This is a genomic window from Anaerostipes sp. AF04-45, assembly GCF_003461725.1.
GTDB lineage: Bacteria > Bacillota > Clostridia > Lachnospirales > Lachnospiraceae > Anaerostipes > Anaerostipes caccae.
Genome location: NZ_QTXQ01000001.1, coordinates 364,749 through 378,472, shown reverse-complemented (window position 1 = coordinate 378,472; position 13,724 = coordinate 364,749). Strand labels below are relative to the sequence as shown.

Here is a 13,724-nt window from a genome sequence, read left to right as displayed (position 1 = left end):
GTCTTTCTGGGCATAGTATATTATAATTAAAAATAAAAATCTGTTGTTATAACAACGAAAGGGTAAAAAATATGAAATTATCCGATATTCAGCTATTCCGTGGGTTAGAAGAAGATGACATCTCCTCGCTTTTAAGCTGTTTGAATAGTGTAAAACGCAATTATAAAAAAGGAGAAGTAATTCTTTCAGAAGGGAGTATTATAGAGAATATCGGCATTGTACTGTCAGGCATGGCAATGATATCTTGTAACGATATTTGGGGGAATACCAGCATTTTAGGAAGTGTTGCACCTGGTTCTGTATTTGCTGAGGTATATGCCTGTATTCCGGGACAGCCGATGCTGGTTACAGTGTCTGCCGTGGAAGATACCTCTGTGTTGTTTATGAATGTGGGACGTGTTCTGACTACCTGCACAAACGCCTGCCCTTTTCATACAAACCTTGCACGAAATCTACTGACTGTCTGTGCTCATAAAAGTCTGCAACTTTCACAAAGGATTTTGCACACCAGTTCCAAATCCATACGAGGCCGATTGATGTCTTATTTTTCAGAATGCGCAAAACATGCCGGAAGCAATTCTTTTCTGATTCCATATAACCGCCAGCAATTAGCAGATTACTTGAATGTTGACCGCAGTACTATGTGCAACGAGCTTTCTAAAATGCAGAAAGATGGCATGATTGAATACAAAAAAAATCGTATTTTGCTCAAAGACTGAGATTTAAGGAATGGTATGAATTTGAATAGGGATTGATTTTTTAAGCAAAATCGCTTATGATCTGAAATAGAATATAGTGCTATTATCCACAGTTACAGAGCAAGTGTTATCAACACCGATAACAAAATGATAACATTAGCCTGTATAGGCAGGATAATATGGATAAATCAAATAATCAAAAGAACTGTAAACACGACAGAGAATAATCTCTAAACAAAATTGATTAGTAATTGTCGAGTTTGAGTGATTTAAGATTCGATTGAAAGGCATGCGATATCAAGTTGTTCGATGGATGAAATAGTAGAAATATTTTCAGAAAAAAGAGGAAAGGAATATACGATATGAATATAGATAAGTATGTAGATAACGATCTATTATCTAGATTTGAATTTTTTAATTATGGCCATGCCTTAGAGATACTTCATAACGCTTTTCCGATAGAGTGGGATGAGTTACAAGACTGTTTGCGAAAACTGAAACTTACTTTGGCAGACATTAAAAAATCTGGCGGAAACGAATCACCAATACCTAAAAAATTTGATGACGTTTTATATCCGTATGGGTGGAGAGAAATCAGAATAAGCGGAGATTTGACAGTAAAAAAATATCCAAGGCAGACTGCACAGAGAAGGGGGCGTTTTGCAGATAAGCCTTATGATGTTGAAACAATAGAAGGGTATATTGATGGCCACAATATAGATTTTTTGAAAAACAAAGTTGCTTTCGACCTTGAATGGAATAGTAAGGATCAAACTTTTGATCGAGATTTATTGGCTATGAGAACTTATTTCGATTGTGGACTGATTGAGGTAGGAGTAATTGTAACGAGAGCGGAAAAACTTAATGATATTTTTAAGCAAGAAACGGATGACAATGGTCAATTGTTAATAAAAAAATATGGAGCGAGTACTACATGGATGGGCAAATTGCGTTATAGACTCGATTCCCGGCGCAATGGAGGTTGCCCCATTTTAGCAGTGGGGATTGGAAAGGAATGTGTTGAAGAATATGGCAGATTTAACGAGTACAATACAAAACTTAATTAAATTTACGAACGGAAAGAAATATAATACAATTTATGCGGATCCACCGTGGCAGTTTCAGAATAGGACAGGTAAAGTGGCCCCAGAACATAAACGATTAACACGGTATGAGACGATGACAATCGCAGATATTAAAGCGTTACCTATTGCAGATATTACAGGAGAAAAAGCGCATTTATATTTATGGGTTCCAAATGCGTTGCTCCCGGATGGATTGGCAGTAATGGATGAATGGGGTTTTGATTATAAGGGTAATATTGTGTGGGAAAAAGTCCGGAAAGATGGAGGACCTGACGGCAGAGGAGTTGGTTTCTATTTTAGGAATGTTACAGAATTGATTTTGTTCGGCATTAAGAAAAAAAGTTCACCAAATAGAACATTGCAGCCAGCACGATCTCAAGTTAATATCATTCGGGCTATGAAACGAGAACATAGCCGTAAGCCCGATGAGATTATTCCAATTATTGAGGCATGTAGTCAAGGACCCAGAATTGAGCTTTTCGCAAGAGGAGTTCGAGAAGGTTGGGACATGTGGGGCAATCAGGCAACAGCAGATTATGAACCGACATGGGAGACTTATTCAAATCATACAGTTGCGCATGCAAAGCAGTTTTAGATTATGTGAAGAAGATTTCAAGTATTAAAAATAGTTGGAATATAAGAGTGAAAGCATGAAAATTGTGCTCTTAAAAATAAAAACTATAGATGGTTATTAAAGAAGAAATAAATTACTATTCAATGATCTGACGGTGCCTACAGAAAAATCTATATTATTTGTGGAATCGAATGTTCTTTCATTAAGATATAGGTACTGCTGAAATTGATATTTTTAGGCATGATGAAAAATATAAAAATTTTCAGAATCGAGACTAAATTTATCACATATTTTGTTAATTATAATACTTTAAAACATGCAAGCCGATATAAATGTCAGTTTGCATGTTTTTCTATGAAACCACATTCCCAAGTGACAAAATCCCACCGCCATGCTATATTTCTCTTATAAGGAAATCCAACCACAAATCCAATGGCACAGGAGAGATCAATGGGAAAACCAGGGAACAAAAACAACATCATAAAACTTCTTCAGGAGAGCAGAAATAAGCAGACTGCAGAGGAAATTGCCGATTGTCTGGGTATTCAGAGGAACACAGCCAGTGCTATCTTAAATGAGCTTGCCAGAGACGGTATCGTTCGGAAGGAGAAAACACGTCCGGTGATGTTTTCTTATATTGAAAAAGATTCGGCATTTTCCGACGATCCGTTTGCGTCCTTTATCGGTGCGGACAAAAGTCTGAAGGAGACGGTGGAAAAGTGCAAATTGTCTGCGATCTATCTCAAACGGGCATCGGTTCGATTCCTTATGTAAATCAGGGCGTTGAGATTACATCGGATAAAGGGTCAGTTCAGTATCTTCTGACGACAGAGCAGATCCATGTGTATTTTCCGGCAGAGACCATTGTCACGGCAGGATTTACTGTTCAGAATAAAAAGTCTCAAATCGTCTTAAATACTTCTATAAATAGCCGTTCTTGTGTTCCATTCTCAATTTTACCAATGATTTACCAATATTTCTGGAGAGCCAGACTTGCAAAAAAAATGAGCCAGAATGAGGAGATTAAAAATATGAGCGAATTGAAACCAAGAATAACGGAGAACGAAATTGATTATATCCTTGTCGGAGATTACTACATCCCAGATTTGAAGCTGCCGGAAGAACACCGCCCCATCGGAAAGTATGGACGGATGCACCGGGAATATTTAAGAGAAGTCCACCCAGCCAGATTGAACATATTGACCTTGACTGGGGAGTTATGGACATATCTTGCAGATCTGAATGAACAGGCACAGGAACGGTTAGAGACCATCATGGAGCAGATGAAAGCTGCCGAGGGTGTGACCGAGGAATTGAAGCGTACCTGTCAAATGGAATGGGTGCAACGGTGCAATAACATTCACAACCGGGCAGAAGAAATTATTTTACATGAGATGATTTATTCATAACGATATGATAGAATGAATATTACAAATCCGAAAGTTGCAAAGAAGAAGCTTACATAATTTAGAACAGTTTTTTATTAGAAGAGGTAGATTATGGAAAAATATGAGATGTTGCCGACAGAAGAAAATTTGATTGAAACTTTATATAAAGATACTATTAATAGAAATAAGGATATTGTCTATTTTTATAATATCTTGCAAGCTCAGGAATTTGCAAGTGCTATGGCAATTGATGGAAGATGGGGCAGTGGAAAAACCTTTTTTGTCCGCCAAACAAAGATGGTAATTAATGCATTAAATCCATCAAGTGTTATGGACGAGGAAAAGAGAGCAAAAGTTACAGCCAGACTTTCATTTCCGAATAATGGACAAGATAGAGATAATTGTAGCATAGCGGTATACTATGATGCCTGGGAGAATGATAATGATACAGAACCTATTCTTTCGTTAATTTATGAGATTACAAAACAGCTATGTGTGGATTTTTCATTATCAGATAAGAGTATTGTTAAGATTGCTGGTGCAATTGTAGAAGCGATTAGTGGACACAATATTAACGGAATTAAAGACGCTTTGTCATCAGATGATCCATTTACAAAATTTAAGGAGCAGAAAGATATTGAGGCTAAAATAAAAGATTTTTTAACGGGATTATTAGCTGAAAGAGGAAATAGATTAGTTATTTTTGTTGATGAATTGGATAGGTGTAAGCCAACTTTTACAGTTCATCTTCTTGAACAAATAAAGCATTACATATTTGACGATAGAATTACTTTTGTTTTTTCTGTTAATTTGGAACAGCTACAACATACAATAAAACATTATTATGGAACAAATTTTGATTCGTGTAGATATTTAGATAGATTCTTTGACTTGCGAATTACGATGCCTCCTGCTGATATGGACAAATTTTATACTCAAATCGGACTTGAATCCAGATATTATGTTGATATTATAACAAAGAGAATAATAAAAATGTTCAATTTTGAATTGCGTGAAATCACAAGATTTTATTCACAGGTTAAGGCTGCTGTATATGAACCAACGCATGATAGTGGAAAATATGATTTTTCTTTTTCTGATGGAAAAGGAAGACAAATTATTATGATTTACATTGTTCCGTTACTGATTGGTTTGAAAATTGCAGATATTTCTAAATATGATGATTTTATTAATGGGAAAAACAGTGATCCTTTAAAAAAACTATTTGATACAGACAATCAAAACCGTGTGTTAGAAAATATGTTAAATCATGACGAATCATTTGAACAGGAAGATGGAAAGAAATTAGTAACGCAAGAAGAAGTAATTATACGGTTTTATGAGGCTATTTTTGTAACACAGTATACGGGAGGTAGATATTATACGAATTTAGGACAATATGAATTTTCGAAAGAATCAAAGTCATTTGCTCTTAATACATCGAACATGATGTCAAATTTTGCTGTATTGTCATAATTTGAATAAAATATTCCATAATTGCAACTAATATTATCCTATCAGAACCAAAAGAAGAAATAAAAAATTTTTAGATTGTTATTCGGGTTTTCAACTGAATAACCACAGCAAAACCGCTGCTACATGGAAACCAACAAACCATGCAACAGCGGTTTTTTGTTACCGTTTTTTCCTCTGGCTGATTGGCGTTCCCATTTTCTTTGATTTTTTGAGAATCCTAATGAGCCAGCGAAATTCTTCGTCTGACAGATTTTTATAGTTGATACCAAGCTGCTTGCAGTAAAGGACAACCAGCTTTTCATCCCGACTGCCCTTGAAATTTTCGACCGCTTCCAGATTTTCTTTCAGTTCATCGGCAACGGTGGTCTGGGGCGCACTTTCACTGTCTTTTTTATGAGCTTCCCGAATATCCCGGATAATGAGATTGAGGTCATTCAGAACCATGTGGCTGAAATATTCATCATCGCTGATATGGGCGGCTTGCAGCACTTTCAAATGCGGGTCATCTTCGCCGGGGCGATACCGTTCAATGATTTCATGCCGGACAGTATCGACAAGGGCGTTGAGGTTTTGAATCTGCATGGTGGCAATCCCATCCACATAAATCTCAATGTCCGCAAGAAACTTGATAAAGTCCTTATGAGTGGCAAGCTCACAGAGCAGACGGTTGTTAATCCGACCGCTTTTCAGAAGTGCCACCATCTCATCATTCAAATGCAGCTCCGTCAATGGCGTGTTGATCTGCTCTCTGTTCTCTGTCCGGCACAGCAGATAATCAACAGAAACCCCATAGAAGTCTGCCAGCGTGATAAGGTTGCCATGATTGATTTCCTTAAAATCCTCTTTTTCATAACTTCCAAGAGCTGATTTGGAAATGCCCGTCAGCTTTGATAGTTCTTCCAGATTTAAGCCTTTGTCCTTGCGGAGTTCCCAAAGGCGTTCCTGTATGCTTGTTGCTCCTTTCATGGGCGCACGCTCCTTTCTAACGGTTTCACTGCTGCCGCTTATCTGAATTATATCACACTTTCCGCAATCGTGGAAATTTCTGATTTTTACCCTTAATTCCTACTTTGTGGACATACGGCACAGGGCACAAAAATGTTCTATGATACAGGTAGTTCATCGATGGATTATTCCAATCGAATGACCAGCCTCGGCATCATTGCAGTTTCTATCTTGTGTGCGTTAATAGGTATTTTTTAAAAAAGTAATACACTGAAAAAAATCAAAGAAGATTATGAAGATGAAAGTTATGAATGTAGCTGTTGTTGGAGCTGGAATATATGGAATTAACCATGTGAATGCCTATACATGGAATCCGAACACAAATCTCGTGGCAGTATGTGATCTGAATAAAGAAATCACGGATAAAATAGCCAAACAGTATGAGGTCAAGACCTACAATGATGTCAATGAAATGCTGGATAAAGAAGAAATCGATGCGGTGTCTATTGCGACTCCCGATGCCTTTCATATGGAGCCGGCGCTGGCGGCTATCCGCCATGGGAAACCGATCCTGGTGGAGAAGCCTTTGGCTACGACTTCAGAGGACGCAAAAAAAATTCTTGCGGAAGCTGAAAAGTATAAGGTGCGTGTTGCGGTGGATTACCATAAGAGATGGGATCCGGCGGCGATCAATGTGAGAAATGAACTGCAGAAAGCGGAAACAGGAGCTCCTGTCCGGGGGTATATGAACATGGACGACATCATCGACGTCCCGACAGAGTGGTTTGGCTGGGCGGACAAATCGAGCCCGGTTCATTTCCTCGGAACCCACTGCTATGATCAGATCCGCTGGTATATGGGATGTGAAATTGAAGAAGTATCTGCAGTGGGAACAAAAAAAGTTTTAAAATCAAAAGGAATTGATACCTATGATTCTATCCAGGCTACTTTGAAGAAGGAAAACGGATGCTACTGGACAGTGGAAAATTCCTGGATTCTCCCGAAAGGATTTGCAAAAAACAATGACGGAAGGACACAGATCCTCTGTGAAAATGCCATGTTCCGAATTGATTCACAAAACCGTGGCGTGGAAATGTTTAATCATGAGAAACAGCGCACGCCAAACTCATATTTTATTTTAAATAACTGCGGCAGGCCAAGCGGATTCGGAATTGAGCCGATCAATGACTTTATCTATTGTCTGCAAAAAGACATTCCTTTCATTGCAGACGGCAACGACGGGCTGCAGGCGGAATTGGTAGCGGAGGCTGTTCACGAAAGCCTGGAGACCGAGAAGAAAGTTCAGATTAAAAGAGATTAAAACACAGGAGTTATCTTATGACAATTTATGAAGGAAAAGATTATAAAGAAATCTGTGAAAAAGCGGCAGAGATCATTGCCTCCGAAATAAGAATGAATCCCAGGGCAGTCCTCGGACTGTCAACGGGGTCTACGCCGATCGGAGTCTATGACCGGCTTGCAAAATGGTATGAGCAGGGCCAGCTTGATTTTTCAAAAGTGACCACCATCAATTTAGATGAATACAAAGGACTTGGGGAAGAGCATGAGCAGGGATATCGTTTTTTCATAAACCAGTACTTATTTGATCGTGTAAATATTCAAAAATCCAGGACGTTTGTGCCGGATGGGACTGAGATGGATTCTGATAAAGCATGCCGTGAGTATGAGGAGATCATTGCAGAAAAAGGAAGGATCGATCTTCAGCTTCTCGGGCTGGGAGCCAATGGACATATCGGTTTCAATGAGCCGGGGGATGCTTTTATTGCGGATACCCACTGTGTACAATTAACAGAGAGCACGGTCGAAGCGAACTCCCGGTTTTTCCGCTCAAAAGAAGAAGTGCCAAAAGAAGCATATTCTATGGGGATTAAAGGGATCATGCAGGCCAGACATATTATTTTGCTTGCGTCAGGGAAACAGAAAGCCCAGGCACTGTATGAGGCTGTTTATGGTGAAATTACGCCGAGAGTCCCGGCATCTATCCTTAAACTGCATCCCCATACTGTCGTATTTGCGGATGAGGATGCCCTTTCTGTGATCAAAGAAAAACATAAGCTTTCGGAGGCATCATAAAGAAATTTTATAGGATGAAGCCAAAAGTTCCCAAAGAGGGTTTGTCTTTGGGGACTTTTATTTGATTGTAAATACCTTATGGCATATAATGAATCTGAGAGTCATTTTGCATATTTTGTATAAAAGAGAAGGGCGGTTGCGGTAAGATGTTGGATCAATCAGAAATACGGGCATTGGCAGATCAAAATGCTTATAAGAGAGGAAGAAACCTTTATCGTTCAGATGCTGTTCAGGAATATTCCGTAGAGGAAGACGGCGGAATTGATTATATATACGCCGCCGTCCAGGGCAGCGGCAGAAATATGTACGATGTCGATTTGGAATATAATATGGAAGAAGGGTGGCTGGAAAATGCGCACTGCACATGTCCGGCGTTCAGAGAATATGAGGGGTTATGCAAGCACTGTGTGGCTGTCTTGTTTGAATATACAGATTACCTGGAAACACAGGAAGCCGCCTGGCAGTATGAACAGAAGAAAGAAGAAAGCCTTGCAAAACTTCAGACAATGAAAGGCATGCAGAATAAACTTTCGGCCAGTGAGGAATGGAGGCCAAAGACGACTCCGGCGATCAAGGCATTTCTTTCACAGCAGCAGCTTAAAAGCACCCTGCCGATTGCCCAGGAGTCTATTTATGGGAAGGTACATCTGGAACCACTTTTGACATGTATGGATAATTTTATTCAGGTGGAGTTTAAGATCGGTACTTCCTATCTGTATGTTTTAAAAGATGTTTTTGCCTTTGCAGATGCTTTGCAAAATAAACAGAAATTCGCTTATGGGCAGAAGTTAGAATTTATACATGATATCCAGGTATTTGATCGAGATTCACGGAAACTGGCGGAATTTTTACAGTCGTGGACTGCCCAAAACAGGATCAAGTATATGCAGGTGCCTTATTATGGATACTCATATACGGATTCAACAATGAAAGTAAGAAAGGTCCCGCTGACAACCGGAGAGCTGGAATTGTTTTTGGAAGCGGTGGGAGACCGGGAGTTTCCGGCGGAAATCAATGGGATGCCGGAGAAACTCTGGCATGTGACAGAGGATCCACTGTCCAGGACCATGAAGATCAAAGGCCAGGAACAGGGAATTAACGTAGAGGTCAATTATTTGTTTGGATTTCAGGGCATCAAACATAATATTTATTTTTCCAAAGGAAAGATCTACAAAGTGAGCAGAGCGTTTTTGGAGCCTGTCCACGATTTTTTATCCTGTATGGAAAATCTGCCGCAGCGGAAGGTTTTTATAGAAACAGCAGATGTGCCTGTGTTCTGCAGGGAAGCCCTGCCCGTGCTGGAAACGTATTTTGAGTGTACAAGAGAGAGTTTTGACGAGAAGGACTATGGGGTAGTGCCGGCCGCATTTGAAATATATCTGGATGCGCCCCAAAAGGACTTCATTACATGCAGGCTGGATGCGGTATACGGGGAACAGAAGTACCATGTTTTTGAAAAGAAGCAGAAAACAGAGGGGCGGGATCTGAAAAAAGAAGCAGAAGCTGCCAAGATCGTTTCCGGCTATTGTAATGCCTACGATGAAAATGAAAAAATGATGGTTCTGGCCAATGATGAGGATATGCTCTATGAACTGCTGGTCTACGGGATACCTGCTATGCAGCAGTTTGCGGAAGTATATATTTCCGACGCCCTGAAAAAAATTAATATTGCGCCTGCACCGAAAGTGGCGGTGGGTGTATCTCTCTCCGGTGATCTGCTGGAGTTAAAGATGACCGCGGGAGATATGCCGAGAAGCGAACTATTGGAGATCTTATCAAAGTATAATCGGAAAAAGAAATTTTACCGTTTAAAGAGCGGTGATTTTGTAAACATGGAAGGGGAGGGGATCAACGCTCTGCTGGAAATGAAAGAAGGGCTTCACCTGACAAAAAAGCAGCTGGAACAGGAGCAGGTGGTCCTTCCGAAATACCATGCCCTTTACCTGGACGAGGAGCTGAAAGAATGGCAGTCAGTTTCCGCCCACAAAGATAAAGAATTTAAGGCACTGATACGGAACATGAAAACGGTGGAGGATAATGATTTTGAACTCCCTGCCGAGATGGAACCTATCCTGAGAGAATATCAAAAAAGAGGATTTTTGTGGATCAAGACTTTAAAATACAATGGATTCGGCGGAATCCTGGCAGACGACATGGGGCTTGGGAAGACACTTCAAGTAATCGCATTTCTGTTGTCCGAATACCTGGAGGAGGAAGGAAACAGGCCAAGCCTGATCGTGGCGCCTGCATCGCTGGTATTTAACTGGCAGAGCGAGATCCGGAAGTTTGCCCCGGCCCTTCCGGTCCAGATGGTTGTCGGCAAGGCCGGAGAAAGAAAGTCCATCATTGAACGTGCAGACAGCCGGGACATCCTTGTCACTTCCTATGATCTATTAAAGCGGGATATTAGTCTCTATGAAAATATGACCTTCAGCAGCCAGATCATTGATGAGGCACAGTATATTAAAAATCATAATACTCAGGCTGCCAAAGCGGTCAAGATGGTAAATGCTGGATTTAAACTGGCCCTTACCGGAACTCCGGTGGAAAACCGCCTGAGTGAACTTTGGAGTATTTTTGACTATCTTATGCCGGGATTTTTATATTCTTATCAGAGGTTCCGGGAAGAACTGGAGCTTCCGATCGTACAGGATAACAGCGAGAATGAGATAAAACGTCTTCAAAAGATGATCAGGCCGTTCGTGCCGCGGCGCTTAAAAAAGGATGTGCTGAAAGATCTGCCGGACAAACTGGAAAAAAACTATTACGCCAGGATGGAAGGAGAACAGCAGAAGCTTTATGATGCCCATGTAAAACGGATGCAGCTGATGCTGGATAAGCAGTCGGAAGAGGAATTTAAAAGTTCCAAGATCCAGATACTGTCGGAACTTACCCGGTTAAGACAGCTTTGCTGCAGTCCGGAATTGGTCTTTGATCAATATACAGGAAAATCTGTCAAATCCGATCTGTGTATTGATCTTATAAAAAATGCAGTCAGCGGAGGACATAAGATTCTCCTTTTTTCTCAGTTTACATCCATGATTTCTATATTAGAAGAGCGGCTGCAAGCTGAAAAAATTTCGTTCTATACGCTTATCGGATCAGTAAATAAAGAAAAACGGGCCCGGATGGTGGAAGACTTCAACAACGATGATACTTCGGTTTTCTGCATTTCCCTAAAGGCTGGAGGCACTGGATTAAACCTTACTTCTGCGGATATCGTGATTCATTATGATCCGTGGTGGAACCTGGCCGTACAGAATCAGGCTACGGACAGGGCACACCGGATCGGACAGGAAAACGTGGTTATGGTCTACCGGCTGATCGTTGAGGGAACCATTGAAGACAACATTGTGAAGCTTCAGGAAAAGAAAAAGGAACTGGCAGACCAGATTTTGGGCGGAGAAGGAATGGGAAGCGCAAGCTTTACCAGAGAAGAACTGAAGGAATTGTTGAAATAGACAGACGTAAGCGGAGGAGCTATGCACTCTAAAACAATCAAGTATTACAACGAAAATGCCGGAGAATTTGTCTTTAATACAGTTGGAGCAAATATGGAGTATCATCAGAAGCGTTTCTGTGAAAGGCTTCCGAAAGGGGCATTGATCCTTGACTTTGGCTGCGGATCCGGTCGTGATACTAAGCATTTTATGAGTCAGGGTTATCAAGTGGATGCGATGGACGGATCAGAGGAACTGTGCAGGATGGCTTCGGATTTTACGGGAATCGAGGTGAAGCACGGTTACTTTCATGAACTGGATGAGGAAGATAAGTATGATGGGATCTGGGCCTGTTCTTCTATTCTTCATTTGCCGATAGATGAGCTGAAAGAAGTTTTTTCTAAGATGGCAAAAGCGTTGAGGGATCAGGGTGTTGTATATGCCTCTTTTAAATATGGAGAATTTGAGGGAGAGCGGAATGGAAGATATTTTACGGATTTGAATGAGGAGCGATTGCACAGATTGATAGAAGATACAGGAGTTTTTATTGTTGAGGAAACATGGATTACGTCTGATGTAAAACTGGGGAGAGATGAAGAAAAATGGATGAATATGATTTTGAAGAAGAAAGAATTATATTAAGAGTTGATTCAGAAGGTCCTATCGAGTTTTAGACCATAGATGTTATTAGGAAAATAATTAATTAGGGAGCGATTGATCTGTAAGGATAAGGGACATACTGTCGACCTGTTATAATGTAAAAACACCAGGGGGTCGACAATAGGCGGAATAGAGCCGTGAAATGTAAAAATTATCAGCATGGTTGAAGGTTATAGTTATAAAACATGCTGTAATTTTTGCAGGTCGACAAATGGGGGTTGAAAAATGCTTATTTTTGCTATATTGTGAATGTATGGGTAATAATAGATCCACATTGGAATTTAGAGCAGATATTTCTGATCCAAGGCTAAAGTCATTGGTGGTAATAATAGATCCACATTGGAATTTAGAGGCTCAAGGATCTTCGCCCCAAGTGTTACAAATCCGGTAATAATAGATCCACATTGGAATTTAGAGGGAGGCGGTTGATCTCTATGGATGGATCTACGAAAAGGTAATAATAGATCCACATTGGAATTTAGAGAGCAGAATTGACGGGTGCTTTCATATTGTCGTTTTGGTAATAATAGATCCACATTGGAATTTAGAGTTGTGTCAGAGTAGAGATACAGGCCCATGCCGTCCCGGTAATAATAGATCCACATTGGAATTTAGAGGAGACAGACGCTTTATTCTTCTCAAGGGTTGCGCAGGTAATAATAGATCCACATTGGAATTTAGAGATAGGCCACAACTTGTTTGTCACCGCATCCATCTCTGTAATAATAGATCCACATTGGAATTTAGAGACGCTCCTTCCAATTTCGTATCAGGATATCCGCATAAGTAATAATAGATCCACATTGGAATTTAGAGACGTGTAACACCCCTTACACGCAGGAGGGGGACGTAGTAATAATAGAACCACATTGGAATTTAGAGGAATATGCCGGGTACAATATCTTTAACGGAGAGTTAGTAATAATAGAATCACATTGGAATTTAGAGTCTGCAAAACCTTTATTATATTCATACTTGTATGTGTAATAATAGAACCACATTGAAATTTAAAGGCTTTATAAAAAACGTTGTGCGTTTTTACTTCCTCATCTTAATAGAAACATAGTGGAATCTAAAGATCACTGTTTTTTGCAATTCCAACCATTTTTAAAGAGTAATAATAGAACCCATTGGAGTCTAAAGATTTCTTTTACATATTTAATGTGGAAACAAGAACGGTGATAATAGAAACATATTGGAATTTAGAGGCTTTTCCCTTTACTCAAAATTTCTACCTTTGCCCCATCTTAATAGAAACATAGTGGAATTTAGAGTGCTTATAATTGCTAAACGACATCATGTCATTTGCCATCTTAATAGAAACATAGTGGAATTTAGAGAACAGACAGTTGTTTTCTATAGCG

At 39.9% G+C, this 13,724-nt stretch carries 11 protein-coding genes and 1 CRISPR repeat array; of the genes, 10 read left to right on the top strand and 1 reads right to left on the bottom strand.

What is annotated here, in order from left to right; genetic code table 11:
* Nucleotides 1–71: 71 nt before the first annotated feature.
* From DWV34_RS01895 to DWV34_RS01870, 6 genes are all read left to right on the top strand, one after another.
* Entirely contained in the window at nucleotides 72–719 is a 648-nt protein-coding gene (locus DWV34_RS01895; RefSeq protein WP_118475124.1) for a Crp/Fnr family transcriptional regulator, read from the top strand.
* Nucleotides 720–1,060: 341 nt separating this feature from the next.
* Nucleotides 1,061–1,765 carry a BglII/BstYI family type II restriction endonuclease gene (locus DWV34_RS01890; protein WP_118475122.1) on the top strand — a complete coding sequence of 235 codons (705 nt, stop codon included), beginning with the start codon at nucleotides 1,061–1,063 and terminating at the stop codon, nucleotides 1,763–1,765.
* Nucleotides 1,728–2,378, top strand: a complete 651-nt coding sequence (locus tag DWV34_RS01885) for an MT-A70 family methyltransferase (RefSeq protein ID WP_118475120.1) — start codon at nucleotides 1,728–1,730, stop codon at nucleotides 2,376–2,378. The genes DWV34_RS01890 and DWV34_RS01885 overlap by 38 nt, the downstream gene beginning before the upstream one ends.
* 429 nt (nucleotides 2,379–2,807) lie before the next feature.
* Complete coding sequence (locus DWV34_RS01880) at nucleotides 2,808–3,131, top strand: helix-turn-helix domain-containing protein (RefSeq protein ID WP_227051769.1); 324 nt, start codon at nucleotides 2,808–2,810, stop codon at nucleotides 3,129–3,131.
* A gap of 257 nt (nucleotides 3,132–3,388) precedes the next feature.
* Nucleotides 3,389–3,766 (top strand): TnpV protein, encoded by a 378-nt coding sequence (locus DWV34_RS01875; protein WP_118475424.1) that lies wholly within the window; start codon nucleotides 3,389–3,391, stop codon nucleotides 3,764–3,766.
* A gap of 90 nt (nucleotides 3,767–3,856) precedes the next feature.
* Nucleotides 3,857–5,221 carry a KAP family P-loop NTPase fold protein gene (locus DWV34_RS01870; protein ID WP_227051765.1) on the top strand — a complete coding sequence of 455 codons (1,365 nt, stop codon included), beginning with the start codon at nucleotides 3,857–3,859 and terminating at the stop codon, nucleotides 5,219–5,221.
* 159 nt (nucleotides 5,222–5,380) lie between these two features.
* Here the strand turns inward: DWV34_RS01870 and DWV34_RS01865 are convergent, their stop codons facing one another.
* Nucleotides 5,381–6,187 (bottom strand): helix-turn-helix domain-containing protein, encoded by an 807-nt coding sequence (locus DWV34_RS01865; protein ID WP_118475118.1) that lies wholly within the window; start codon nucleotides 6,185–6,187, stop codon nucleotides 5,381–5,383.
* Nucleotides 6,188–6,464: 277 nt separating this feature from the next.
* Here DWV34_RS01865 and DWV34_RS01855 point away from each other — a divergent pair, with 277 nt between their 5' ends.
* From DWV34_RS01855 to DWV34_RS01840, 4 genes are all read left to right on the top strand, one after another.
* Nucleotides 6,465–7,487: a Gfo/Idh/MocA family protein gene (locus DWV34_RS01855; protein WP_118475116.1), complete on the top strand. Its 1,023-nt coding sequence runs from the start codon at nucleotides 6,465–6,467 to the stop codon at nucleotides 7,485–7,487.
* A gap of 17 nt (nucleotides 7,488–7,504) precedes the next feature.
* Entirely contained in the window at nucleotides 7,505–8,260 is a 756-nt protein-coding gene (nagB, locus tag DWV34_RS01850; RefSeq protein ID WP_118475114.1) for a glucosamine-6-phosphate deaminase, read from the top strand.
* A 146-nt stretch (nucleotides 8,261–8,406) separates the two neighbouring features.
* Complete coding sequence (locus DWV34_RS01845) at nucleotides 8,407–11,721, top strand: DEAD/DEAH box helicase (protein ID WP_118475112.1); 3,315 nt, start codon at nucleotides 8,407–8,409, stop codon at nucleotides 11,719–11,721.
* A 21-nt stretch (nucleotides 11,722–11,742) separates the two neighbouring features.
* Nucleotides 11,743–12,342 (top strand): class I SAM-dependent methyltransferase, encoded by a 600-nt coding sequence (locus DWV34_RS01840; protein ID WP_009291122.1) that lies wholly within the window; start codon nucleotides 11,743–11,745, stop codon nucleotides 12,340–12,342.
* Nucleotides 12,343–12,616: 274 nt separating this feature from the next.
* Nucleotides 12,617–13,373: direct repeats of the CRISPR family, unit length 31 nt; unit sequence GGTAATAATAGATCCACATTGGAATTTAGAG.
* Between the last annotated feature and the right edge of the window lie 351 nt (nucleotides 13,374–13,724).

What these genes read in the sequence shown, in the direction of transcription:
- DWV34_RS01865 (WP_118475118.1), bottom strand. Translation starts at nt 6,187, where the DNA reads ATGAAAGGAGCAACAAGCATACAGGAACGCCTTTGGGAACTCCGCAAG.
- DWV34_RS01845 (WP_118475112.1), top strand. Translation starts at nt 8,407, where the DNA reads ATGTTGGATCAATCAGAAATACGGGCATTGGCAGATCAAAATGCTTAT.
- DWV34_RS01880 (WP_227051769.1), top strand. Translation starts at nt 2,808, where the DNA reads ATGGGAAAACCAGGGAACAAAAACAACATCATAAAACTTCTTCAGGAG.
- DWV34_RS01840 (WP_009291122.1), top strand. Translation starts at nt 11,743, where the DNA reads ATGCACTCTAAAACAATCAAGTATTACAACGAAAATGCCGGAGAATTT.
- DWV34_RS01890 (WP_118475122.1), top strand. Translation starts at nt 1,061, where the DNA reads ATGAATATAGATAAGTATGTAGATAACGATCTATTATCTAGATTTGAA.
- DWV34_RS01875 (WP_118475424.1), top strand. Translation starts at nt 3,389, where the DNA reads ATGAGCGAATTGAAACCAAGAATAACGGAGAACGAAATTGATTATATC.
- DWV34_RS01885 (WP_118475120.1), top strand. Translation starts at nt 1,728, where the DNA reads ATGGCAGATTTAACGAGTACAATACAAAACTTAATTAAATTTACGAAC.
- DWV34_RS01895 (WP_118475124.1), top strand. Translation starts at nt 72, where the DNA reads ATGAAATTATCCGATATTCAGCTATTCCGTGGGTTAGAAGAAGATGAC.
- nagB (WP_118475114.1), top strand. Translation starts at nt 7,505, where the DNA reads ATGACAATTTATGAAGGAAAAGATTATAAAGAAATCTGTGAAAAAGCG.
- DWV34_RS01870 (WP_227051765.1), top strand. Translation starts at nt 3,857, where the DNA reads ATGGAAAAATATGAGATGTTGCCGACAGAAGAAAATTTGATTGAAACT.
- DWV34_RS01855 (WP_118475116.1), top strand. Translation starts at nt 6,465, where the DNA reads ATGAAAGTTATGAATGTAGCTGTTGTTGGAGCTGGAATATATGGAATT.